At 59.1% G+C, this 22531-nt stretch carries 23 protein-coding genes; 16 read left to right on the top strand and 7 right to left on the bottom strand.

Annotated features, from left to right (window positions below):
- Positions 1 to 17: 17 nt before the first annotated feature.
- Together ACA059_RS06660 and def are read left to right on the top strand one after the other, a co-directional pair.
- On the top strand, positions 18 to 974 hold the full coding sequence (locus ACA059_RS06660; RefSeq protein WP_497633170.1) for a YihY/virulence factor BrkB family protein: 957 nt from the start codon (positions 18 to 20) through the stop codon (positions 972 to 974).
- On the top strand, positions 971 to 1510 hold the full coding sequence (def, locus tag ACA059_RS06665) for a peptide deformylase (protein WP_415757592.1): 540 nt from the start codon (positions 971 to 973) through the stop codon (positions 1508 to 1510). The genes ACA059_RS06660 and def overlap by 4 nt, the downstream gene beginning before the upstream one ends.
- A 138-nt stretch (positions 1511 to 1648) precedes the next feature.
- Here def and ACA059_RS06670 read toward each other — a convergent pair whose 3' ends face one another.
- A complete protein-coding gene (locus tag ACA059_RS06670; protein ID WP_497633171.1) occupies positions 1649 to 2059 on the bottom strand; it encodes a GNAT family N-acetyltransferase in 411 nt (136 codons plus the stop codon).
- Positions 2060 to 2394: 335 nt separating this feature from the next.
- Here ACA059_RS06670 and ACA059_RS06675 point away from each other — a divergent pair, with 335 nt between their 5' ends.
- The 5 genes from ACA059_RS06675 to ACA059_RS06695 all read left to right on the top strand — a co-directional run bounded on the left by ACA059_RS06675 (position 2395) and on the right by ACA059_RS06695 (position 6853).
- A complete protein-coding gene (locus ACA059_RS06675) occupies positions 2395 to 3336 on the top strand; it encodes a fatty acid desaturase (protein ID WP_497633172.1) in 942 nt (313 codons plus the stop codon).
- Positions 3337 to 3478: 142 nt separating this feature from the next.
- The gene (locus ACA059_RS06680; RefSeq protein WP_497633173.1) at positions 3479 to 4270 is read left to right on the top strand and encodes a phosphate/phosphite/phosphonate ABC transporter substrate-binding protein; all 792 of its coding nucleotides are present in this window, start codon (positions 3479 to 3481) and stop codon (positions 4268 to 4270) included.
- 226 nt (positions 4271 to 4496) lie between these two features.
- Complete coding sequence (locus tag ACA059_RS06685) at positions 4497 to 5039, top strand: sigma-70 family RNA polymerase sigma factor (protein WP_497633174.1); 543 nt, start codon at positions 4497 to 4499, stop codon at positions 5037 to 5039.
- Positions 5036 to 6049 carry an ABC transporter substrate-binding protein gene (locus ACA059_RS06690; protein ID WP_497633175.1) on the top strand — a complete coding sequence of 338 codons (1014 nt, stop codon included), beginning with the start codon at positions 5036 to 5038 and terminating at the stop codon, positions 6047 to 6049. Before ACA059_RS06685 ends, ACA059_RS06690 begins: the two co-directional genes overlap by 4 nt.
- A gap of 141 nt (positions 6050 to 6190) precedes the next feature.
- Positions 6191 to 6853 carry a peptidase inhibitor family I36 protein gene (locus ACA059_RS06695; protein ID WP_497633176.1) on the top strand — a complete coding sequence of 221 codons (663 nt, stop codon included), beginning with the start codon at positions 6191 to 6193 and terminating at the stop codon, positions 6851 to 6853.
- Positions 6854 to 7100: 247 nt separating this feature from the next.
- Here ACA059_RS06695 and ACA059_RS06700 read toward each other — a convergent pair whose 3' ends face one another.
- From ACA059_RS06700 to ACA059_RS06715, 4 genes are all read right to left on the bottom strand, one after another.
- On the bottom strand, positions 7101 to 7655 hold the full coding sequence (locus ACA059_RS06700; RefSeq protein WP_497633177.1) for a hypothetical protein: 555 nt from the start codon (positions 7653 to 7655) through the stop codon (positions 7101 to 7103).
- Between the two features lie 166 nt (positions 7656 to 7821).
- Positions 7822 to 9246 (bottom strand): MFS transporter, encoded by a 1425-nt coding sequence (locus tag ACA059_RS06705; RefSeq protein WP_497633178.1) that lies wholly within the window; start codon positions 9244 to 9246, stop codon positions 7822 to 7824.
- 143 nt (positions 9247 to 9389) lie between these two features.
- Positions 9390 to 10022, bottom strand: a complete 633-nt coding sequence (locus tag ACA059_RS06710) for a glutathione S-transferase family protein (RefSeq protein ID WP_497633179.1) — start codon at positions 10020 to 10022, stop codon at positions 9390 to 9392.
- 56 nt (positions 10023 to 10078) lie between these two features.
- Positions 10079 to 10510: a PACE efflux transporter gene (locus ACA059_RS06715; RefSeq protein ID WP_497633180.1), complete on the bottom strand. Its 432-nt coding sequence runs from the start codon at positions 10508 to 10510 to the stop codon at positions 10079 to 10081.
- A 121-nt stretch (positions 10511 to 10631) separates the two neighbouring features.
- Between ACA059_RS06715 and ACA059_RS06720 the strand changes: the two genes are divergently transcribed.
- Positions 10632 to 11504 (top strand): LysR family transcriptional regulator, encoded by an 873-nt coding sequence (locus ACA059_RS06720; protein WP_497633181.1) that lies wholly within the window; start codon positions 10632 to 10634, stop codon positions 11502 to 11504.
- Between the two features lie 33 nt (positions 11505 to 11537).
- Here the strand turns inward: ACA059_RS06720 and gntR are convergent, their stop codons facing one another.
- Complete coding sequence (gene gntR / locus ACA059_RS06725; RefSeq protein WP_123367178.1) at positions 11538 to 12569, bottom strand: HTH-type transcriptional regulator GntR; 1032 nt, start codon at positions 12567 to 12569, stop codon at positions 11538 to 11540.
- 215 nt (positions 12570 to 12784) lie between these two features.
- Between gntR and ACA059_RS06730 the strand changes: the two genes are divergently transcribed.
- Complete coding sequence (locus tag ACA059_RS06730) at positions 12785 to 13318, top strand: gluconokinase (protein ID WP_046049516.1); 534 nt, start codon at positions 12785 to 12787, stop codon at positions 13316 to 13318.
- Between the two features lie 82 nt (positions 13319 to 13400).
- Entirely contained in the window at positions 13401 to 14753 is a 1353-nt protein-coding gene (locus ACA059_RS06735) for a GntP family permease (protein ID WP_129437734.1), read from the top strand.
- A gap of 184 nt (positions 14754 to 14937) precedes the next feature.
- Here ACA059_RS06735 and alaC read toward each other — a convergent pair whose 3' ends face one another.
- Positions 14938 to 16155: an alanine transaminase gene (alaC, locus tag ACA059_RS06740; RefSeq protein ID WP_497633182.1), complete on the bottom strand. Its 1218-nt coding sequence runs from the start codon at positions 16153 to 16155 to the stop codon at positions 14938 to 14940.
- A gap of 139 nt (positions 16156 to 16294) precedes the next feature.
- On the opposite strand from alaC, the gene ACA059_RS06745 reads away from it, so the two are divergent.
- From ACA059_RS06745 to kdpB, 6 genes are all read left to right on the top strand, one after another.
- On the top strand, positions 16295 to 16957 hold the full coding sequence (locus ACA059_RS06745) for a LysE family translocator (protein WP_497633183.1): 663 nt from the start codon (positions 16295 to 16297) through the stop codon (positions 16955 to 16957).
- A gap of 68 nt (positions 16958 to 17025) precedes the next feature.
- Positions 17026 to 17514 carry a GyrI-like domain-containing protein gene (locus ACA059_RS06750; protein ID WP_497633184.1) on the top strand — a complete coding sequence of 163 codons (489 nt, stop codon included), beginning with the start codon at positions 17026 to 17028 and terminating at the stop codon, positions 17512 to 17514.
- A gap of 261 nt (positions 17515 to 17775) precedes the next feature.
- On the top strand, positions 17776 to 17874 hold the full coding sequence (gene kdpF / locus ACA059_RS06755) for a K(+)-transporting ATPase subunit F (protein WP_095130908.1): 99 nt from the start codon (positions 17776 to 17778) through the stop codon (positions 17872 to 17874).
- Positions 17875 to 18041: 167 nt separating this feature from the next.
- Positions 18042 to 19748 (top strand): potassium-transporting ATPase subunit KdpA, encoded by a 1707-nt coding sequence (kdpA, locus tag ACA059_RS06760; RefSeq protein WP_497633185.1) that lies wholly within the window; start codon positions 18042 to 18044, stop codon positions 19746 to 19748.
- Between the two features lie 10 nt (positions 19749 to 19758).
- The gene (gene kdpC / locus ACA059_RS06765; RefSeq protein WP_497633186.1) at positions 19759 to 20439 is read left to right on the top strand and encodes a K(+)-transporting ATPase subunit C; all 681 of its coding nucleotides are present in this window, start codon (positions 19759 to 19761) and stop codon (positions 20437 to 20439) included.
- Positions 20440 to 20450: 11 nt separating this feature from the next.
- Positions 20451 to 22520: a potassium-transporting ATPase subunit KdpB gene (kdpB, locus tag ACA059_RS06770; protein WP_497633187.1), complete on the top strand. Its 2070-nt coding sequence runs from the start codon at positions 20451 to 20453 to the stop codon at positions 22518 to 22520.
- The last annotated feature ends 11 nt before the right edge of the window (positions 22521 to 22531 follow it).

The raw sequence follows: 22531 nt of genomic DNA on the forward strand, positions 1-22531 counted from the left end.
GGCGAAAGGAGACGCTAATGTTTTTCCCACACATGAAAGGCCAGCGCCTGCACCGTGTCATGGTGCGCACGATCACCGAGTTCGTCGACGACGAGATGTCGACCTATGCCTCGGCGTTGGCCTATCAGATGCTGTTCTCGCTGTTTCCCTTCATTCTGTTCCTGATCGCCCTGATCGGTTTCTTGCACCTGCCGGACTTCTTCTCCTGGCTGCGCCTGCAATCGGAACTGGTCCTGCCGCCCCAGGCGCTGGAACAGGTGAACCCGGTCATCGACCAGCTCCAGCAATCCAAGGGTGGCTTGCTGTCGGTCGGTATCGTGATTGCCCTGTGGACCGCGTCCGCCGGTGTGCGGCTGATGATGAGCGCGATGAACGCCGCCTACGACGTGGTCGAAGGCCGGCCGGCGTGGAAGCGTTTCCCGCTGTCGATTTTCTACACTATCGGCATCGCCGGCATGCTGCTGGTGGCCGCTGCGCTGATGGTGCTCGGGCCGCAGGTGATGGGCTGGATCGCCTCGCAAGTCGGCCTCGAAGACTTCATCGTGACCCTCTGGACCATCGTGCGCTGGCCGGTGGTGGTGATTCTGTTGATGATGGCGGTGGCGCTGATTTATTACGTCATGCCCGACGTCAAACAAGAGTTTCGCTTCATCACCCCCGGTTCGGTGCTGGCCGTGGTGGTGTGGATCCTTGCATCGGTGGGCTTCGGTCTGTACGTCAAAACATTCGCCGACTACAACGCCATGTATGGCAGTATCGGCGCGATCATCGTGCTGTTGCTGTATTTCTACATTTCCGCCGCGGTGCTGTTGCTCGGCGCCGAGATGAATGCCGTGATCGAACACATGTCCACCGAGGGCAAGGACCCTGGCGAAAAGGTCCCCGGCGAGCTCGATCACGAACCCAAACACCACGTGTCGGGACTGGGTCGGGATCACTCGATCAAGCCGACCACTGACGAAGTCATCAAATGATCCGTGAAATTCTGAAAATGGGCGACGAGCGCCTGCTGCGCATTGCCCCGCCGGTGCCCGCCGAAATGTTCGACAGCCCTGAGCTGTGGCAACTGATCGACGACATGTTCCAGACCATGGAAAGTGTCGGTGGCGTTGGCCTGGCTGCGCCGCAGATCGGTGTCGACCTGCAACTGGTGATCTTCGGTTTCGAGCACAGCGAACGCTATCCGGACGCCGAAGCCGTGCCGCAGACGATTCTGATCAACCCGTTGATTACGCCGTTGAGCCCGACGCTGGAAGAGGGTTTCGAAGGCTGCCTGTCGGTGCCCGGCCTGCGTGGCGCGGTGGATCGCTATCAGCACATTCGGTACGAAGGTTTCGATCCCAAGGGCAATCCGATCGTGCGCGTTGCCGAGGGCTTCCATGCGCGGGTTGTGCAGCATGAATGCGATCACCTGATCGGCCGGTTATACCCGTCGCGCATCAGTGACTTCAGCAAGTTCGGGTTTACCGAAGTGATGTTCCCGGATCTCGATCCGAACTCAGACGATTAAACAGCTAAAAAAAGATCGCAGCCTTCGGCAGCTCCTACAGGTGTACGTAGAACCCTGTAGGAGCTGCCGAAGGCTGCGATCTTTTGATATTCACTGTTATTTCGCTGGTTCGATGAACCGCAAGCCATCCGGTCAATCTCACCGTGCCAACCCCATGGCGATCATCGGTTTGCTCCGCGCATAACGGCTCAAGCGTTCCGCCATGGAGTAGGGCAGTGGCGGGTCGAAGGTAAAACCGCGACGTTCATAAAACCCGCGCAAGTCCGGATGACAAAACAGCCACACAGGGCCTTCAAGATCTTTGAGTGCCTCGGCGATCAACGCCGCAGCGATACCCTGTTCTCGGCAGGCCGGATCGACAAACAAACCCGTCAGCCAATGCCCGTCCGCCACCGGTCGCAAACACAGTGCGCCAATGATCTCTTCGCGCCTGGCCACCCAGAGTTGAGCGTCGCGGACCGCTTTCATCGACGATTGGTGAGCGCGATAAAACTTGTTCATCAAGGGCCATAAAGGCTCGGCGAGCAAGGTGTAGTGGGTGTTGGGCATGGTCTTCGACTGTCGGTGCGCAAAGCGGGCGATTATAAAAGAACGCGCGCGCAGCGATAGGTGTATACCTGATCTCACATCCCGTATGAGTGGAGTAAGTATCATGGCCAAAGGCATGGATTCAAAAAAAGCGGCAAAGAAAAAACCGGCAAAAACCGCCGACGAAAAGCGCGCGGACAAGAAGGCCAAGAAGGTGGATGTGTTCGGTCATTGATCCCGTGACAAGGGAGCCCAGCCTCGGGCTCCCGCTGCTTCTGACGAAATAACCAAATAATCTGCAAGAAAACCCTGCGCCATTGCACAGAAGGGGATTGGTCCCCGATCTGAGCAACGCCATGCCCCATTACTTCGATACCGCCCACCGTGAAGAAATCGACACCCTGCGCCAACGCCTGACCGCTCGCACCGAGTGGCCGACCTGGTTGCTGCTGATCGGCGTGTACGCTGGTTGGTTCAGCATTGTTTTGGGGAGCCATCGGCTGGGGCTCTGGTGGAGCACGGTGCTGTTGATTCCGTTGGTGGTGCTCTGGTTGTCGGTGCAGCACGAATTGCTTCACGGGCATCCGACCCGTTGGACATTGCTCAATAAAGTCCTCGGCTACGCGCCGTTCGCCGTCTGGTATCCCTACACCCTGTATCGCGACAGCCATTTGCTGCATCACCGCGACGAAGACCTGACCCTCCCCGGTCGCGATCCGGAAAGCCGTTACCTGAGCGCCGAGCAATGGCAGGGCAGTTCGCTCTTCGAACAATGCCTGTACTGGCTGAACAAAACCGTGCTCGGGTGCTTCATGCTCGGCGCGCCGTTGGCTCTGCTGGCGCTGGCGAAGGAAGAACTGCAGCGGCTGATCAACGGTGAGCGGCAGGCCTGGTTGATGTGGTTGAGCCACGGCACGTTGACCCTGCTGATGTTGCTGTTTATCGCCCGCTACAGCGTGCTGCCGGTGTGGCATTACCTGTTGCTGATCAGCGTGCCGGCGCTATCGATTGCGATGATTCGCTCCTACTATGAACACCGTCCCCACGCCGAGCCCGCGCAAAGGACAGTCATTAATGAAGCCGCCTGGCCGTGGCGCTGGCTGTTCCTCAACCTCAATCTGCATTTGGTGCATCACGACTTGCCAGGGCTGCCCTGGTACGACTTGCCCCGCGCCTACCGCGCGCGTCGCGAGCAATGGCTGGCGCGCAGCGGCGGCTTTCTGGTGCAGGGTTATGGCCAGTTGTGGCGTCAGCATGGAGTGAAGGCCATCGACAGCCCGCGGCATCCGTTTCACTGATTTTTATGATCGACACCACTCCCTGTGGGAGCGAGCTTGCTCGCGATAGCGTTGGATCAGTCAACAGGTGTGTTGGATGAGAAATAGCCATCGCGAGCAAGCTCGCTCCCACATTTGAATGTCGTTATATTGGAACATTTTGATGACACAACACTTCGCCGAACTCCTGATGTACGTCGCCCCCGAGCCGATCCGCGAGGCCAACGAGCGCTGGCTGACGCGAATGCTCGAGCGACTGGGTGCCACTCGACTTAGCGCCGAAGGGCTATCGCTGATGGACCTCTGGTTGTCCCCGCACTTGCTGTTGACCCAAACCTGCGGCTACCCGCTGATGACCGCGTTGCGCGGTCGGGTCCGGGTCATCGGTCGTCCTCGTTATGAGCTGCCAGACGCTAACGGCGGCAACCATTGCAGCCTGTTGCTGAGTCGCGCTGATGATCCACGGCGCAGCTTACTGGCCTTTCGCGACAGTCGTGGGGTGATCAATGGCGAAGACTCCAACAGCGGCATGAACCTGTTGCGTCACCGTCTGGCGCCGTTGCATCGAGAGGGGCAGTTCTTCGCCAGTGTCGGTATCAGCGGCAGCCACCGCGAAAGTCTGCGCGGGTTGCGTGAAGGGACAGCGGATCTGGCGGCCATCGACAGCGTGACCTTCGCCTATCTGGCGCGGCACGCCGAAGAAGAAGTGGCCGGCCTGCGGGTCATTGCGCGAAGTGCATTCAGTCCGACCTTGCCGTTTATCACCGCCGCGACCGTCACCGATGAACAGGCTGAAGAGCTGCGGCAGGTGATGAACACGACGTTGCAGGCGTTGCCCAACGTCGCTGAAGTCCTCGGCCTGCACGAGGTTCTGCCGGCCAGCGAAAGCGACTATCAGATTGTGCTCGACTATCAGCTAGAGGCTGAAGCGCTGGGGTATGGGCGATTGCGGTAGGCAGAATCAAAAGATCGCAGCCTCGCTTCGCTCGACAGCTCCTACAGGTGTACGCCGATATCCTTGTAGGAGCTGTCGAGTGAAACGAGGCTGCGATCTTTTGATGTTTAATTCTTAAATGGAATATAAAAATGCTTTTTAAGTATTATTAATGAATAAGGCTCCTTGCTAGGATCGCGTCACCGGATCACCGGACATTCAGCGACCCCTAACCCTTGGAGCCTCTATGTCCGGCACCGACCTTTCCCATCGCAACGACGTGGGCGGCTTGTTCCGCGCGCATTACCCCTGGCTGTGCGCACGGTTGCGCCGGCACCTGGGGGCCAGTTCCAGCGTCGAAGACATCGCTGCCGAAACCTTTTTACAGTTGCTCGAATCGCCGGGGCTGACCCCGATCCGCGAGCCTCGCGCCTTGCTCACCACCATTGCCCAGCGGTTGATCTATCAGCTCTGGCGCCGCCGTGATCTGGAACGCCAACACCTCGATCAGTTGCAACACCTCGATCAGCAGCAAGCGATCTCGCCCGAAGAACGGGTGCAACTGACCCAGGCCTTGCATGGCCTCGACCGCACGCTTGAGCGCTTGCCGGGCAAGGTTCGCGCAACTTTCCTGTTGTCGCGAATCGACGGTCTGACCTACCCGCAAATCGCCGCCGAACTGGGCATTTCCCAGCGCTCGGTCAGCGTTTACATGACTCGCACTCAAGCCCTGTGCGCCCGGCACAGCGCCAACCAATCCTTGAATCCCCTGACCCGGAGGTCCGCATGAGATCGATCAAAACCCTGCTCGGCAGTTCGCTGCTGGCCCTGAGCCTTGTGGCAACCCACGTTCCCGCCGCGGAGAAAACTGCGCCAATCCATTTCGGTGACATCACCTGGGAAAGTGGCAGCCTGATCACCGAAATCCTGCGATTGATTGTCGAGAAAGGTTACGGCTACCCGACAGATACCTTGCCGGGCAGCACCGTCAGCCTCGAAGCGGCGTTGGCCAAGAACGATATTCAAGTGATCGGCGAAGAGTGGGCCGGGCGCAGTCCGGCGTGGGTCAAAGCCGCGTCGGAAGGCAAAGTGTTTGGGTTGGGCGACACGGTCAAGGGCGCCACTGAAGGCTGGTGGGTGCCGGAATACGTGATCAAGGGCGACCCCGAACGCGGCATCAAACCCTTGGCCCCGGAGCTGAAATCCGTCGCTGATCTGGCGCGTTACAAGGATGTGTTCCGCGACCCGGAAGACCCGAGCCGAGGACGCTTCCTCAACAGCCCGACCGGCTGGACCTCGGAGATCGTCAACAGTCAGAAACTCAAGGCCTATGACCTGACCGGCAGCTTCGTCAACTTCCGCACCGGCTCCGGGGCGGCGCTGGACGCCGAGGTGGCTTCGTCGTTCCGTCGTGGCAAACCGGTGTTGTTCTACTACTGGTCGCCGACGCCGCTGTTGGGGCGTTTCAAATTGGTGAAACTCGACGAGCCGGCCTTCGACGCCGAAGCCTGGAAGACCCTGGCCGACGCCAATAACCCGAATCCAAAGGGCACTCGGTCGATGCCGGCCAGCCTGGCGATCGGTGTGTCCGCGCCGTTCAAGGCGCAGTACCCGGACTTGGTGGCGTTCTTCGAAAAGGTCGATCTGCCGATTGATCTGTTGAACCATACCCTCGGCCAGATGAGCGAAAAGCGCCTGCAACCGCGTCAGGTGGCCGAAGCGTTTTTGCGTGATCAGCCGCAGATTTGGAAGGGCTGGGTTCCCGGTGAAGTGGCCAATCGTGTCACCGCGGGGTTGTGAACGGGCTTTCCCCGTGTGAGGCGTAATGGCGCCGATTGTCGAACCTGTTATTTGTGACAGTAGACAGACAATTGTAATGAATGAACTCTGTTCTCTATTCGCGCTGGATCTTTTCAGCGTTTAAAGAATGGAGTTTGTTTCATGAAAACCAGAGGGTTCGTTGGGTTCGCGATTGTGTGTGCCAGCATTAGCGCACTGTTCGTTTTTTATGCGACGCAAGCACCGGTCAAACAACACCGGTATGCACTGTTTAATCCCAGCATGACGGCTGAACAAAAAGTAGAGGTACAACAGCAAATTGATCGGCAGCTCAGTCGGAAATCGGGCGGACAGCAAGTCAGTTCAACTCAAGTGGCTTATCGCAACGGTGCCGTTGTGCTGACGTTCCCGGTACCCGGTGATACACGGCAGTCGGATGCCACCTGTGATTACGGTTATTTTTGTGTCTGGGATGCCTGGGATTTTGCAGGCAGGAAACTGTCGCTGCTCAGTACGCCGACAAGCCGCCCCGTCAACTTGGTGGACTACGGCATGGGATATCAGGTCTCGTCCTGGCAGCACAACAATAGAATCCATTCCGTGAAGATTTTCGGCGTGGATGGGCCTCGGGCGAAGGGCAGCCTGATGATGAGCAATATCAAGGAAGTTGGCTTGGGGAAGGGCTGCTGTCCGTTCAGCATTCCCGAACAGCCTAGCGTTACGGGAGCATGGACTGAAGTCTACTCACAGCGTCAATTGGTCGAATTTAACGACCGGATGGTCAGCGTCGCGTTTTCTCCCATGTTTATTTTATTTGCTCAGTAGGGTCCCGTTAGAGGGTAATGCTGTTCACTTAAGCGCGGGCGTCCACATTTGTGGCGAGGGGATTTATCCCCGTTCGGCTGCGAAGCAGTCGTAATCCAGACAACTTAGTCTGTCTGAAAAGACGCTGGGGCCGCTTCGCAGCCCAACGGGGATAAATCCCCTCGCCACAGGTTCTTGCTCGACTGAAGAATGTCTTAAGTGAACAGCATTGCCGTTAGAGGGACCCTTTTTAGTTGTTGCAGCGCCGTTAAAGCGAAGCGAGAAACTTGTCGACCACTTGGCTGCTGCCGTTTTCGCTGCTGCTGTTTTCTTTCTCGGCCTGCGCCAGTTTGATCTTGTCTTGCATGCGCTCGGCAATCTCTTTACCGATCGCCAGTTGTTTTTCCGGCGGCATGGCTTTTAAGTCATCTTCCGTCAGCCCCATCTCTTGCAAAATACTGTCGCGCAACCGCTGTTCCGGTGTTTTGCTCATGTACTCCTTGAAGGCGTCCGTGGCTGTTTCAACATCGGCCGGTAGTTGGGCGGACGAGGCTTGCAGTCCCACGCGGGTTTTGGCGAACGCCTCATCAACGTTGTCGCTGATCCGGGTCGCTTCGCTGACCTGTTGCGTGGCGATTTGGGTCGCGGAGTCCTGGACCTGCCTGCTGGCTTGCGCGGTTTGCGTCTGCACATTGTTTTGCAGGGCTTGGGTCATGGCGGCTTGCAGGCCGCCCTGAAGTCCGGCGGCAGCGTCCGTGATCGGTTCGTCGCCGGGCCGCTTGGGGAGGGGCGCCACCAGGTTTTGTTTTGCACTGACCAACATGATGAATAGACCTTGTAGGTATTTGCGGTGCAGTGCTTTCAGCAAATAGTGTGCCTAATGAAAAACACTAACAAAATCAATTGGTTGTGGTTTTACGGCTCAAGGGTAACCGAGGGGTTGCGGTCAACCTTTGCCGCCGGACGGCAGAGGTCGACCGCACGTTGGCTCAGCGATGAGCGATGTTTTCCAGTGCCAGGTTGCGGGTTCTTGGGCCGAACCAGCCGATGGTCAGCATCACGATCAGCATGCTGCCGACAATGAACGCCAGCACACCCGGCGTGCCGAAGTGCTCGAGGAAAATCCCGATCAGCAAACTGCTGAACACCGTCGACAATCGACTGAATGAATAACAAAACCCCACCGCCCGGGCGCGGATGTTGGTCGGGAACAATTCGCTTTGGTATGAGTGATAACTGAAGCTCAGCCAAGCGTTACAGAAGGTGATCATCACCCCGCAGAAGATCAGGCCGAAGGCGCTGGTTTGCAGGGCGAACAAGGTGCCGAAGGTCATGGCACCCAAGGCCGAGCCGACAATCTGCCACTTGTTCTCGAAGCGGTTGGCGAACTTCACGAACAGCAACGGCCCGAGCGGGTAGGCGAGGGTGATGATGAAGGCGTACATCAGGCTGTGCGTCACGCTCACGCCCTGGCCGGAGAGCAGCGCCGGCAACCAGTTGCCGAAGCCGAAGAAACCGATGGCCTGGAACACGTGGAAGACAATCAGCATCAACGCCCGACGGCGATAAGGCGGCTGCCAGATATCAGCGAAACGGCCCGTACCCTGGACATCCACCGCCGCCAGTTCCGGTTCATCCAGCGGCTTGCCCTGATCCTTCACGCAGCGGGCTTCGATGCCATCGAGAATCTTGCTGGCTTCGTCGAACCGTCCATGCTGGGCCAACCAGCGCGGCGACTCCGGCAACCGCGAACGCAGCCACCAGATGAATAGCGCAAACACCGCGCTCGCCAACACCACCCAACGCCAGCCGGACACACCGAACGGCGCTTGCGGCACCAGCCACCACGACATCAACGCCACCGCCGGCACCGACAGAAACTGTATGAAAAACGCGAAGGCAAATGCCGAGCTGCGCATGCGCTTGGGCACCAGTTCCGAGAGGTAGGCGTCGATGGTCACCAGTTCGATACCCAGTCCGATGCCCACCAAAAAACGCATGCAGATGATGCCAATGGCTGAACTCTGAACGCCCATCGCCACCGTCGCGACCGTGTACCAGATCAATGCGAAGGTGAAGATCGCGCGTCGGCCAAAACGATCGGCCAACGGGCTCAACAGACTGGCGCCAAGGAACAACCCGAGAAACGTCGCCGAGGCGAAGGCGGCCTGATCGGAGAAGCCGAACACGCCTTGGCTGCCGGTGGCGAAGATGCCGTCGCGAATCAGGCCGGGGCTGATGTAGGCCGTCTGAAACAGGTCATAGAGCTCGAAAAAACCACCGATCGAGAGTAGCGCCACCAATCGCCAGATTGTGGAGACGGCGGGGAGTCGGTCGATGCGGGCGGAAATCTGCGCGGCCCGAACGGGGTCGATTCCGTCAGGTTGAGCAAAGGCGGGGGAGTGGGCAGTCATGGGCTGATCCAATGCTTATCGTTGGAGAAGCTTAGCCTGCTATCGGAAATGAATGATTGTGAAACTCGGCGGCTTTGCGTCGAGATTCACTCAGTTATTGCAATGAATGTTTACATTTTAGCGATTTGTAGCGCGGGAGCCGCTCAAGGCAGTCCGTTGCAGCCATGTTTCAGGAATCCCGGGCGTTGTGCCAACCGTTGGAAATACTCGTCGATGGCGGGGTAGTCGGGACGCTCCATCGGTGTCATCAGCCAGCGGTTGACCGACAGCCCGATGACGATGTCCGCCAGCGTGAAGTATTGCCCGGCGACATACGCTTTGGTGGCCGCGAGCTGATGCTCGAGGATGCCCATTTTCTGATTCCAGCCGTGTACTCCGGCGGCAATGTGATGAGGGTCCTGGAACTCCGGATCTTTGCGTACCAATGCCGTGAACGCATAGCTCCAGGAGGCATTGAGTTCAGTCGCTTGCCAATCCATCCACTGTTCCACCCGAGCGCGGGCCGCCGGTTCGTGGGGTAGCAGATCGGTGTTGTGGTGTTTGCCGGCCAAATAGCGGCAGATGGTGTTGGACTCCCACAGCACGCCGGCCTCATCGATGATCACCGGCACCAGTGCGTTGGGGTTGAGCCTGAGAAACTCCGGCGTGTGGGTCGACGCATAACCGCCACCCCAGTCTTCACGTTCGTAGGCAACACCCAGTTCCTCACAGGTCCACAGGACTTTTCTGACGTTGATGGACGAGGCTTTTCCCAGAATCTTCAGTGCATGTTCCATTGAGCTACTCCGTTAGCGATTCGACGCTTCAGGAATCTAACAGACATTCAGCGTTTTCAAACCGGAGCCGGCAGCGCCGAAGTTGGCAAACCAAACGTGCGATCAAACAACCAGTTGAAGGCGAAGGTGTAGCACGGGATGAAAATGATCAGCGCCGCGTCCAGCAGGAAGGCTTGCACCAGGCTGATGTTCATCCACCAAGCGATCAACGGGATGAGGAACACTATCAAGGTTAGTTGAAAACCCACGGCATGGGCGATGCGCCGTTTAACGGTGCGGGTTCGCGAAGGCTGACGACTTTCCCAGCGTTCGAACAGCGTGGTGTAGATGAAATTCCAGGTCACCGCAATGGTGGTGATGATCACTGCCAACGGGCCAGTGCTGCCGGGCGAGGTGCCGGACAACAACGCCAGACCCAGGGCCGAGAAGGTCATTCCGATGACCTCGTAAAGGGACACGTAGAGCAGTTTTCGTTTAACGCCTTGCATGGGAATTTGCCTCTTTCTTGCTAACTTGAAGCCAGGAGCACTGGCGAAGGCGGCGAAAGATAGCTTCAATAGCGCTGACAGAAAAAGTCAGTAGCTTTCAGTTTTATTGATAGGAAGAGGGATGAATTTCAATAGTGACAGCATCGAGTTGTTCCTCGCGGTGATCGAGCGCGGCTCGTTTTCCGCAGCTGCCCGGGCGCTGGGTAAAGTGCCGTCGGCGGTGAGCATGGGCATCGCCAACCTGGAAGCCGAGCTCGGTTATCCACTGTTCGATCGCAGTCATCGCGAACCGGTGCCGACGGCGATGGCCAGCGCATTGGTGCCGCATGCGCGACTGATTGCCGAGCAGCTCAAACAGCTGCAAGTGCATGCGGTCGAGTTGTCGCTGGGGCTGGAAAGCAAGTTGTCGATCGGGGTCGTGGCGGACATCGACAAGGGCCGTGTGATGGCGGCGATCAAGGTCATCGCCGAGCGTCATCCTCTACTGGAAATCGAAATGCTCAGCGCGCCGCAGGATGATGTGCTGGCGATGCTCCACAGCGGCCGGGTCAGCGTTTGCCTGGCGTTCGCCGGGCTGAGCGTGAACGTGCTGGAGCGGTTTCAGTTCGTTGGCACCGAACGGATGATCGCCACGCTGGCGGCGGACAATCCGCTGTTTCAGGGCGGGGATTTGTTCCTGGAAGACTTGGTCCACGTACGGCAAATAATCGTTGCCAGCCGCGACCTGCCGATCAGCGAAACCCGGCCGCTGGTGGCCGAGTCTTACTGGCGCACCGACACCCTGGCCATGGCGCTGGAAATGGTCGAGGCCGGATTGGGCTGGGGCAATTTTCCGCTGTCGGTGGTCCAGCCGTTGCTGGAGGCCGGAAGGCTCAAGCGCCTGAGCTTTCGCAACATCGAGAACGGGTTGGTGCTGCCGGTGCATGCGGTGTGGCTCAAGAGCCAGCCGTTGCAGAAAGGGGCGTTGGCGTTTGTGGAGTTGATGGGGCGTTGATCCAGTGTGGGAGCAAGCTCGCTCCCACAGTGGCTACGTACTTTCGCGCACCTTCAATTCAAACCCCATGTCCTGCACCGGTTTGGCCACAGTGTTGCCAGCCATCAACGTCAACATCTGCTCCGCCGCGCGGCGGCCAATCGCCTCGCGCGGGGTGCTGATGCTGCTCAGGCGCGGGACCATGTGGGCCGAGGCCGGCAGGTCGTTGAAGCCGAGGATCGCCACTTGTTCGGGGATCTTGATCCCGCAGCGCATGGCTTCGAGCAGTGCGCCCTGGGCCAGGTCGTCGTTACCAAAGAAGATCGCGTCGACATCGGGATGAGTGGCGAGCAGTTGCAGGAACAGTTCGCCACCAAGGCCGACGGAGGAAGAGCGAGGGGTCAGCACTTCCAGGTCCGGGTCATATAAACCGGCCTTTTGCAGGGCTTTGCGGAAACCTTCGCCGCGCAGCAACGTGCGTTGATCCAGTTGCGCGCCGATATAGGCCAGACGCTTACGACCTCGTGACAGCAAATGCTCGGCCGCTGTCTCGCCGGCAGCGAGTTGCGAAAAGCCCACGCAATTCAGGCCGGCGGCGCTGTCCAGTTCCATCATGTACACGCAGGGAATATTGCTGGCCTCGATCATCCGGCGCGAACTTTCGGTGCGGTCGAAACCGGTCAGCAGCAAACCGCGAGGTTGATACGCCATGTAGTTGCGCAGCAGGTTTTCTTCTTCATCACGTGAGTAATGAAAGTTCCCGATCAGCACCTCAAAGCCTTTGGGGCGCAAAACCTGATGAATGGCTTCCAGCGTGTCGATGAACAATAAGTTGGACAACGACGGCACCAAAACCACCACCGAATGGCTCTGGGCCGAGGCTAAAGCGCGGGCGGCGGGGTTGACCACGTAGTTGAGTTCAAGCGCCGCTTTCTGCACTTTTTCCACCAGTTCGGTGGCCACCGTGCTGACCCCGCGCAGGGCGCGAGAGGCGGTGATCGGGCTGACACCGGCCAGGCGTGCGACTTCGTTCAAAGTGGGGCGGCCAGTGGTGCGCGTATTTTTATCGTTTTTAGGGGAGATCATCGGACGGCTTGCCAAACAAAATTCGAGGCACTAAGGTAGCGCTGTCTCGATGCAGCTGCAAATGCGTGAGCGGGGTTTGCCTGAACCTCGCTTTTTGGCCTTGGGTCCGAACATGCTGCAACCCACAAAAATGACAAGAAGGCGTCGGCAACTTCTGCTTTTGTTCTAGTGTCATAACTGGCAAAGGTAGCGCTGTCTGCGCGCTGAGGTGTTACATGAATCATCCCATCACCGCCCTGGTCATCATGGGTGTTGCCGGTTGCGGCAAGACTTGCGTCAGCGAGGCCTTGTGCCAACTCAGCGGCGCGACCGCCATTGAAGGCGACACCTTCCACCCTGCCGCCAATATCGAAAAGATGAGCGCGGGTATCCCCCTGAACGACGACGACCGTGCCGGCTGGCTCGACAGCCTGTGCGATGAATTGCGCCGCATTGACGCCAAGGGCGAACGCCCGGTGCTGACCTGCTCGGCCCTCAAACACATTTACCGTGAACGTCTGCGCAGCGCCTTGCCGGGCCTGGGCTTCGTGTTCCTTGAGCTGACCCCTGAGGTTGCCGCCGATCGTGTCTCCCATCGACCGGGCCACTTCATGCCGTCGACGTTGATCGACAGCCAGTTCGCCACCCTTGAATCACCCGTTGGCGAGCCCCTGACCCTGGCTCTGGACGCTTCTAACCACAGCGTCGACCAATTGGCGAAGCAAGCTCATGACTGGTGGCAGGCTCATGGCCTGAAACACGCCGTATGAGTTTTGCCCAAAGAGATAGCGCTGTCCTGTTGGCTTGCGAATTACCCGCTTTAATAACAACAACAACCAGGAGACACCCCTAATGTTTGGCATGTCCCACGAGACGTTCCTGCTGCTAGACGCAGTGGTCACGGTGATCGGGCTTATCGTCCTGATTACCAAGTTCAAGCTTCACCCGTTCATTGCCCTGATCATCGCCGCGGCTTTTCTCGGGCTGACCTCCGGCATGCCGATCGGCACCATCATCAAGGCGTTCCAGGACGGCTTCGGTGGGGTGCTTGGTTTCGTCGGGATCATCCTCGCGCTGGGCACGATGCTCGGCAAAATGATGGCCGAGTCGGGCGGGGCGGATCAGATTGCCCAAACCCTGATCCGCGCGTTCGGCAAGGACAAGGTGCAGTGGGCGATGATGTTCGCCGCGTTCCTGGTCGGCATTCCGCTGTTCTTCGAAATCGGCTTCGTGCTGCTGATCCCGCTGGTGTTCATCGTGGCCCGGCGTACCGGCGTGTCGATCATCAAGATCGGTATCCCGCTGCTGGCCGGTCTGTCCGCCGTGCACGGTCTGGTTCCGCCGCACCCGGGTCCGTTGCTGGCCATCGGCGTGTTCGGTGCCGACATCGGTAAAACCATTCTGTACGGTCTGATCGTTGCGCTGCCGACGGCCATCATCGCCGGCCCGATCTACGGCACGTTCATTGCCAAGTACATTCCGGGTCATCCTAACCAGGAACTGGTCGATCAACTGGCGCGCGAGCCAGAGGCGGCTGAGCTGCCGAGCTTCAGCATCACCCTGATCACTGTGTTGTTGCCGGTGTTCCTGATGTTGCTCAAGACCTTTGCCGACGTGGTGCTGCCGGAAGGCAACTTCTTCCGCTCGTTCATGGACCTGATCGGTCACCCGATTTCGGCGCTGCTGCTGGCGTTGCTGCTGTCGCTATACACCTTCGGGCACCGTCAGGGCATGGGCTCCAGCAAGATTCTCAAGTTGCTCGACGCGAGCCTTGCGCCGACCGCCGCGATCATTCTGATCATCGGTGCCGGTGGTGGCTTCAAGCAGATGCTGGTGACCAGCGGCGTGGGTGACGTGATCGGCCACATGGCGGTGAACGCACAGATCTCGCCGATCCTGCTGGCCTGGCTGGTAGCAGCGGTGATCCGTATCGCGACCGGTTCGGCAACCGTGGCGACCATTACCGGCGCCGGCATTGTGGTGCCGGTGGTGGGGATGATTCCAGGTGTGAACCGTGAGCTGCTGGTACTGGCGACCGGTGCCGGTTCGTTGATCCTGTCTCACGTCAACGACGCGGGTTTCTGGCTGGTGAAGCAGTACTTCAACATGACCGTGGCGGAAACCTTCAAGACCTGGACGGCGATGGAAACCATCCTGTCCGTGGTGGGTCTGGGCTTCATCCTGCTGTTGTCGCTGTTCGTCTGACACAAACGCCAAACACAAAAAAACCGCAGCAATGCGGTTTTTTTGTGGGTGATGAATCGAAATCCCTGTAGGAGCTGTCGAGTGAAACGAGGCTGCGATCTTTTGATTTTGTTTTTTTAGATCAAGATCAAAAGATCGCAGCCTCGTTTCACTCGACAGCTCCTACAGTGTCAGGTGTCAGGTGTCAGGCGTTGGTTTTGGTGATCAACCCATCCGCCCGGAACATCCCGCGAATCCCGCGTACGGCCTGACGAATCCGGTCCTGGTTTTCGATCAGCGCGAAGCGCACGTGATCATCCCCATACTCACCAAACCCCACGCCCGGAGAGACGCAAACCTTGGCCTCGGCCAGCAGTTTCTTGGCGAACTCCAGCGAGCCCAAGTGCGCATACGCCTCGGGAATCTTCGCCCAGACGTACATCGCCGCTTTCGGATTCTCGACCATCCAGCCCAGTTCATGCAGGCCTTTGACCAGCACGTTGCGACGCTGCCGATACTGCTCGGCGATGTCTTTGACGCACTGCTGATCACCTTCCAGCGCCGCAATGGCCGCGACTTGCAGCGGGGTGAACGTGCCGTAGTCGTGATAACTCTTGATCCGCGCCAGGGCGTTGACCAGCTCGGCGTTGCCGACCATGAAACCGATGCGCCAGCCCGCCATGTTGTAGCTCTTGGACAGGGTGAAAAACTCCACCGCGATGTCCTTGGCGCCTGGCACTTGCATGATCGACGGGGCTTTCCAGCCGTCGTAGACGATGTCGGCGTAAGCCAGGTCGTGCACCACCAAAACGTCGTACTGCTTGGCGAGGGCGATCACTCGCTCGAAGAAGTCCAGTTCCACGCATTGAGCAGTGGGATTCGACGGGAAGCCGAGGATCATCATTTTCGGTTTCGGAATCGAGCCGCGAATGGCGCTTTCCAGTTCGGCGAAAAAGTCCACGCCCGGAATCAACGGCACCGAACGCACCTGAGCGCCGGCAATCACCGCGCCGTAGATGTGAATCGGATAGCTCGGGTTCGGCACCAGAACGGTGTCGCCCTGGTCGAGGGTGGCCAGCATCAAATGCGCCAGGCCTTCCTTGGAACCGATGGTGACAATGGCTTCGCTTTCCGGGTCGATGTCGACCTCGTAGCGATCCTTGTACCAATTGGAAATCGCCCGGCGCAGACGCGGAATGCCCTTGGACGTCGAGTAGCCGTGGGTGTCTTCGCGCTGGGCGACGGTGACGAGTTTTTCGACGATGTGCGGCGGTGTCGGGCCGTCGGGGTTGCCCATGCTGAAGTCGATGATGTCTTCGCCACGACGACGGGCGGCCATCTTCAGCTCGGCAGTGATGTTGAATACGTAAGGGGGGAGTCGATCTATGCGCGCAAAGCGGCGCGGCGAACCTGGGTTGGCCATTGTTGCCTCGGATAACGTGAGCGCCCGGAACCGTCCGAGCGACGCTGGTCACTGCGGTGACCTGTGGCGGAATGTAAGGGCTGATGTGGCAAACTGTCCAGCGACTATGTAAACAAATTTGTCCGAAGGAAATCGGTTGATGGAATTTACCAGTGGCTTCTTGCTGAGCCTTTCGCTGTGCCTGGACATCGGCGTGGCCAACATCGCGATGATCACGTTGGCGATGCAGCGCGGCTATTTTCAAGGCTTCGCGCTGGGTTTGGGGACGTGTGTCGGCGACCTGATCTACGCCGTGCTGGCGCTGGCCGGGATGACCGTTTTGCTGCAATACGAAAGCGTGCGATGGGTGCTGTGGATCGGAGGTTCGGCGCTGTTGTTGTACTTCGCGGCGAAGATGATCTATTCGGCGATTCACCATGAGGCGGTACTGGCGCAGGCCGAAGACGTGGGTCAGAACTCCCATCGGCGCGAGTTTTTCCGTGGGATCTTCCTCGCCATGTCGTCTCCCAGCGCCATTCTCTGGTTCGCGGCGGTGGGCGGCACATTGATCGCTCGTTCCGGTGGCGGTGGCGCCCTTGGTTCGGCGCTGTTTCTCGGCGGGTTTCTCTGCGCCGGGGTGCTCTGGTGCGTCGCTTTGTGCTTCGCAGCGAGTCACGGCGGCAAATTGCTGGGTGACAAACTGCTGCGTTACTCCTATCTGGCATCGGCGGCGATCTTCTGCTATTTCGCGGTCTACGTGATCCTATCGGGGTATAACGAGTTCGTTGGGTCGGGCGCCGCCGAACAGCTGCACAGCCTCTGATTGGGAGAATCGGGTTTGGCTTCTATACTCCCAGCCGAACCCACTTTTTTTGATCAAGGAGTCGAGTCATGGATGAGCAAAAACACGTTGAAGTGTCGGAACCTCGCTTCGAACACGGGCACTTCCAGCTGATTGCAGGACTGGCCGGACGCTTTACCCAGGAAACCACCAAGGACATTCCAGCACTTTGGGAAAAATTCAGTCCTCACATCGGAAACGTTCCGGGCCAGAAGGGCGAAGTGACCTACGGCGTGTGTTTCAATTTCGACGGCAAGGGCGGCTTTGACTACATCGCCGGCGTCGAGATCAGCAAACTGGACGACTTGCCGGAAAAGTACCGCTGGGTGGAGGTTCAGCCGCAGCAGTACGCGGTGTTCGAGCACAAAGGGCCGTTGGATACCTTACCGCAGCTGTTCCAGTACATCTTTGGCACCTGGCAGCCGCAGTCAGGACGCGAGGTGTTGGACGCTCCGGAGCTCGAACGCTACAGCGAAGACTTCAACCCGAAGCTCAACACCGGTGTGCTGGAGATCTGGGTACCGCTCAAACCGGAGTGATCCAAGCCCCGGACGGGCACTTCACAGTGCCCGTCCAAGGCTGTCGTTGACTCCTCGCATCACCCCTCGCACACCGTCCGTTTCACTCGTTCTATACGCGGTCTTAATACCGCTGCCCCCAATCAGTGTCCGTCCTTGATACCCCCTCACTTACCCTGCAAGGCGCAGATGAGAGCGCGAATTCAGTGCGTTTTTTTGCACTGACGCTCTCTGCCGGTACCCGATTACGGGTGTCCTTTCGTTTTGTCAGGGGGAGCTGTCTTGTTAACACTCGAGTTCATTTACATCGCCAGCGGCCTGTGTGCCGCCCTGTTGTTTGCCTACCTGGGTTACGCCCTTATTCGTGCAGAGAAGTTCTGATGGCCGCAGTCATTGCGGCACAGGCTTTTTTATCAGCCCGCCAGGGCGGTCTTGAGAAAGGAAATCGGCAATGTACGACCTGATTTTTATGGGGGTTAGCGTGGTGTTTTTTGCTGCGACAGCCATGGTCATCGTCGCCATGGGCAAGATTTGAACGGAGCATCGACATGTTGAGCACTATGCTGGAATTTGCGGTGATTCTCGGGTTGATGACCGGACTCGCCGTGTTGATGGGTAAGTGGCTGACGCTGGTATTTACCGGGCGTAACCATGCCTTGGCGGAGCGCGCTACTTATCGTCTGCTGGGGATCGATACGGCCGAAACGATGGGCTGGGCACGTTATGGCTCGGCCCTGCTGCTGTCTAATGCGGCGATGATGTTGCTGGGTTACATCGTGTTGCGCCTGCAAGTTTTCATGCCGCTCAACCCCTTGGGGCTGAACGCGCAAACCCCTGATCTTGCGTTCAACACCGCTGCGTCTTTTATCACCAACACCAACTGGCAGGCTTATTCAGGTGAAACCAGCCTGTCCAATTTCAGCCAGATGGCGGTCATCACCTTCCTGATGTTCGTCGGCGCAACGGCGGGCGTTGTGGCCGCGGCGGGTTTCATCCGCGGCCTCAGTCGGTCGAATTCCGCTGATATCGGCAACTACTGGGTGGACTTCACTCGCACGCTGTACCGGGTGATGCTGCCACTGTGTTTTGGCATGGCGCTGGTTTATGTCTGGCAAGGCATGCCGCAAACCCTGAATTCCCAGGCCCTGGCCACCACTCTGGAAGGTGCACAGCAGCAGTTGATCGTCGGCGCGGTGGCGAGTTTTGAGTCAATCAAGCACATCGGCACCAACGGCGGCGGCTTCTTCAGCATGAACGCCGCGCACCCGTTCGAGAACCCGACGCCACTGACGAACATGCTGCATATCCTCAGCATGCTGCTGATCCCGTCGGCGCTGACGTACACCTTCGGCAGCATGCTGATGCGTCGACGTCAGGGCTGGGTGTTTTTTGGCACGTTCCTGGTGATGTTCGTCGGCTTTCTGAGCATCGTTTACACGGCTGAACAAAGTGGCAACCCGCTGCTGACCCAGGTGGGGGCGGACCAAGTGCTGTCGGCCACCCAGAGTGGCGGCAACATGGAAGGCAAGGAACTGCGCTTCGGGATTGCCGACACCAGCCTGTTCGTGACCACCACCACTGGCGCAACCACCGGCTCGGTGAACGCGATGCATGACTCGCTGACGCCCATGGGCGGCTTCGTACCGTTGGCGCAGATGATGCTCAATTGCGTGTTCGGTGGCGACGGAGTGGGGTTTATCAACCTGATCCAGTACGCGCTGCTGACGGTGTTTCTGGTGGGGATGATGATCGGCCGCAGTCCCGAATTCCTCGGCAAGAAGATCGAGGCACGGGAGATCAAGCTGGTCATGCTCTCGGTGCTGGCGCACCCCATCTGCATTCTCGGCTTCACCGCCCTGGCGACACTCTGGCCGGACACCCTGAACAGTCTCAACAACCAGGGGCCCCATGGCTTCAGCGAGGTGCTGTATGCCTACACCTCGGGCACTGCCAACAACGGTTCGGCGTTCGCCGGATTGAATGCCAATACGCCGTTCTTCAACACCACCATCGGTCTTGCCATGTTGCTCGGACGCTTCTTCACCATGCTGCCGATGCTCGCGGTCGCAGGTTCCTTGGCGATGAAAAAGAACATCCCGGCCGGTGCCGGCACCATCCCGACCGCCACACCGCTGTTCATGTTCCTGGTGGTGTTCGTGGTGCTGGTGGTGGGCGGCCTGACTTTCCTGCCGGCGCTCGCGCTCGGCCCGCTGGTCGAGCAACTGCAGTTGCTGTCTGGCCAGACCTACAAGTGAGGGCGCAGTGATGACTCAAGTACACATTCGAACCAAGACGCAATTTCTGTTTGTCGGCCTGTTACGCCCGGTGCTGATTTCGGCGGCGTTTTTCATGCTGCTGACCGGGCTGGCCTATCCGTTGTTCACCACCCTGGTGGCTAACGTGCTGTTCCCGTTTCAGGCCCGGGGCAGTCTGGTTGAACGGGATGGTCTGGTGATCGGTTCGGCGGTGATCGGCCAGCATTTCACCCGCCCCGAGTATTTCCAGGGGCGCGCAAGCATGACGCTTGGCGCCGATCCACTGGACCCGAGCAAGAGCGTGGCGCAGCCGTATAACGCAGGTTCCAGTGGCGCCAGCAACCTTGGCCCTACCAGCCAGAAGTTGATCGACACCGTGGCCCTGCGCGTCGAAGCCTACCGCCGACAGAATGGCCTGGCAGCCGATGCACAGGTGCCGGTGGATGCAGTCACCTCGTCGGCTTCAGGCCTGGATCCGCACATTTCGGTGGCCAACGCACAGATTCAGGCGACGCGCGTCGCACGTCTGCGCCACCTGCCGCAAGCCGATCTGTTGAAGCTGGTGAATACCCACACCGAACAACGCACCTTCGGCCTGCTCGGCGAACCCCGAGTCAATGTGCTGCAACTCAACCTCGCGCTGGATGCTCTGGCGCCTGCGCATCAGCCACCCCTTGCGGCCAGTGAGTAAGAGAAACAACCATGAGTAAGCAAGCTCGTTTGCCTTTGTTCGACCGTGGGTTGTTGCTCACGGCGTGCCTGGATGCCTTCAAGAAGTTGCTGCCCCAGGCGCAGTGGAAGAACCCGGTGATGTTTGTGGTGTACCTGGGCAGCATTCTCACCACGCTGTTGTGGTTTCAATCACTGGGCGGCAAGGGTGAAGCCCCCAGTGGCTTCATTCTCAGCATCACGTTGTGGCTGTGGTTCACCGTGCTGTTCGCCAACTTCGCCGAAGCCCTGGCCGAGGGGCGCAGTCGGGCCCAGGCGGCCAGCCTGCGCGGGATGAAACGCCAGACCCTGGCCAAGCTGTTGAAACAACCCCGGCATGGCTCCGCCTGGATGCCGATGCCTTCCGGCGAACTGCTAAAGGACAATGTGGTGTTGATCGAGGCGGGCGATCTGGTGCCCCTCGATGGGATGGTGATCGAAGGCGTGGCATCGGTGGATGAAAGCGCGATTACTGGCGAATCGGCACCGGTGATTCGTGAGGCAGGCGGCGACTTTTCATCGGTCACCGGCGGCACCAAAGTGCTTTCGGACTGGCTGGTGGTGCGTATCAGCGTCAACCCGGGCGAGTCATTTCTGGATCGCATGATTTCCATGGTCGAATCCGCGAAACGCCAGAAGACTCCCAACGAGGTGGCGCTGAACATTCTGCTGGTAGGCCTGACCTTTTTGTTTCTGCTGGTGATCGTGACCCTGGGTCCGTCCTCGATGTTTGCGGTGGCCATGAGCGGAGGCGACGTGGTCAGCGCAACGGTACTGGTGGCGCTCCTGGTTTGCCTGATCCCCACGACCATTGGCGGTCTGTTGTCGGCGATCGGTGTGGCGGGCATGAGCCGGATGATGTCGGCCAACGTCATTGCCACCTCCGGGCGAGCCGTGGAAGCGGCGGGCGACATTGACGTCCTGCTGCTGGACAAGACCGGCACCATCACGCTGGGTAACCGCCAGGCCAGCAGTTTCCTGCCGGCGCCCGGGGTTAAGGAGTCGGAACTGGCCGACGCTGCGCAACTGGCCTCGCTGGCCGACGAAACGCCGGAGGGGCGCAGTATCGTGGTGCTTGCCAAGCAGAAGTTCGACCTGCGGGCGCGGGACCTCAATGCCCTGGGTGCGAGCTTCGTGCATTTCACCGCGCAAACTCGCATGAGCGGCGTTGATCTGGCCGGTGGCCGGAGCATCCGCAAGGGCGCGGCAGATGCCATTCGCCTGCACATCGAGGCGCTGGGCGGCAGCTTCCCGTCCGCGTTGCAGGCCAGGGTCGATGAAGTCTCGCGTCGTGGCAGCACACCGCTGGTCGTGTGTGATGGCCAACAGGCCTTGGGCGTGGTGGAACTCAAGGACGTGGTCAAGGGTGGTATCAAGGAGCGCTTTGCCGAACTGCGGCGCATGGGCATCAAGACAGTCATGATCACCGGCGACAACCGCCTGACGGCGGCAGCGATTGCCGTGGAAGCCGGGGTTGACGATTTTCTCGCCGAGGCTCGGCCGGAAGACAAGCTACAACTGATCCGCGACTACCAGGCCCAGGGCAAGCTGGTGGCCATGACCGGAGACGGCACCAACGATGCGCCGGCACTGGCTCAGGCAGACGTGGCGGTGGCCATGAACAGTGGTACTCAGGCCGCCAAGGAAGCGGGCAACATGGTCGATCTGGACAGCAACCCGACCAAGCTGATCGAAGTGGTTGAAGTCGGCAAACAGATGCTCATGACGCGCGGCGCGTTGACCACCTTCAGCGTGGCCAACGATGTGGCCAAGTATTTTGCTATCGTACCGGCCGCATTCGTCGCGACCTACCCGCAACTGGGCGCACTGAACGTGATGCACCTGAGCAGCCCGAACTCGGCGATTCTCAGCGCGGTGATCTTCAATGCCCTGATCATCGTGTTTCTGATCCCGCTGGCGCTCAAGGGCGTGACTTACCGAGCCATCGGCGCGGCGGCGTTGCTCAATCGCAACCTGCTGATCTATGGCCTGGGTGGCGTGCTGGTGCCGTTCGCGGGGATCAAGGTGATCGACATGCTGTTGGCCGGGCTCGGCCTGGTTTGAAAGGACTGACT

It is taken from the genome of Pseudomonas sp. LBUM1647, assembly GCF_059716175.1.

What these genes read in the sequence shown, in the direction of transcription:
- gntR (WP_123367178.1), bottom strand. Translation starts at nt 12,569, where the DNA reads ATGATCTCCCCTAAAAACGATAAAAATACGCGCACCACTGGCCGCCCC.
- kdpB (WP_497633187.1), top strand. Translation starts at nt 20,451, where the DNA reads ATGAGTAAGCAAGCTCGTTTGCCTTTGTTCGACCGTGGGTTGTTGCTC.
- ACA059_RS06680 (WP_497633173.1), top strand. Translation starts at nt 3,479, where the DNA reads ATGACACAACACTTCGCCGAACTCCTGATGTACGTCGCCCCCGAGCCG.
- ACA059_RS06710 (WP_497633179.1), bottom strand. Translation starts at nt 10,022, where the DNA reads ATGGAACATGCACTGAAGATTCTGGGAAAAGCCTCGTCCATCAACGTC.
- alaC (WP_497633182.1), bottom strand. Translation starts at nt 16,155, where the DNA reads ATGGCCAACCCAGGTTCGCCGCGCCGCTTTGCGCGCATAGATCGACTC.
- ACA059_RS06730 (WP_046049516.1), top strand. Translation starts at nt 12,785, where the DNA reads ATGAATCATCCCATCACCGCCCTGGTCATCATGGGTGTTGCCGGTTGC.
- ACA059_RS06735 (WP_129437734.1), top strand. Translation starts at nt 13,401, where the DNA reads ATGTTTGGCATGTCCCACGAGACGTTCCTGCTGCTAGACGCAGTGGTC.
- kdpC (WP_497633186.1), top strand. Translation starts at nt 19,759, where the DNA reads ATGACTCAAGTACACATTCGAACCAAGACGCAATTTCTGTTTGTCGGC.
- ACA059_RS06675 (WP_497633172.1), top strand. Translation starts at nt 2,395, where the DNA reads ATGCCCCATTACTTCGATACCGCCCACCGTGAAGAAATCGACACCCTG.
- ACA059_RS06700 (WP_497633177.1), bottom strand. Translation starts at nt 7,655, where the DNA reads ATGTTGGTCAGTGCAAAACAAAACCTGGTGGCGCCCCTCCCCAAGCGG.
- ACA059_RS06685 (WP_497633174.1), top strand. Translation starts at nt 4,497, where the DNA reads ATGTCCGGCACCGACCTTTCCCATCGCAACGACGTGGGCGGCTTGTTC.
- ACA059_RS06745 (WP_497633183.1), top strand. Translation starts at nt 16,295, where the DNA reads ATGGAATTTACCAGTGGCTTCTTGCTGAGCCTTTCGCTGTGCCTGGAC.
- ACA059_RS06660 (WP_497633170.1), top strand. Translation starts at nt 18, where the DNA reads ATGTTTTTCCCACACATGAAAGGCCAGCGCCTGCACCGTGTCATGGTG.
- def (WP_415757592.1), top strand. Translation starts at nt 971, where the DNA reads ATGATCCGTGAAATTCTGAAAATGGGCGACGAGCGCCTGCTGCGCATT.
- ACA059_RS06720 (WP_497633181.1), top strand. Translation starts at nt 10,632, where the DNA reads ATGAATTTCAATAGTGACAGCATCGAGTTGTTCCTCGCGGTGATCGAG.
- ACA059_RS06715 (WP_497633180.1), bottom strand. Translation starts at nt 10,510, where the DNA reads ATGCAAGGCGTTAAACGAAAACTGCTCTACGTGTCCCTTTACGAGGTC.
- ACA059_RS06705 (WP_497633178.1), bottom strand. Translation starts at nt 9,246, where the DNA reads ATGACTGCCCACTCCCCCGCCTTTGCTCAACCTGACGGAATCGACCCC.
- ACA059_RS06690 (WP_497633175.1), top strand. Translation starts at nt 5,036, where the DNA reads ATGAGATCGATCAAAACCCTGCTCGGCAGTTCGCTGCTGGCCCTGAGC.
- ACA059_RS06670 (WP_497633171.1), bottom strand. Translation starts at nt 2,059, where the DNA reads ATGCCCAACACCCACTACACCTTGCTCGCCGAGCCTTTATGGCCCTTG.
- ACA059_RS06695 (WP_497633176.1), top strand. Translation starts at nt 6,191, where the DNA reads ATGAAAACCAGAGGGTTCGTTGGGTTCGCGATTGTGTGTGCCAGCATT.
- kdpA (WP_497633185.1), top strand. Translation starts at nt 18,042, where the DNA reads ATGTTGAGCACTATGCTGGAATTTGCGGTGATTCTCGGGTTGATGACC.
- ACA059_RS06750 (WP_497633184.1), top strand. Translation starts at nt 17,026, where the DNA reads ATGGATGAGCAAAAACACGTTGAAGTGTCGGAACCTCGCTTCGAACAC.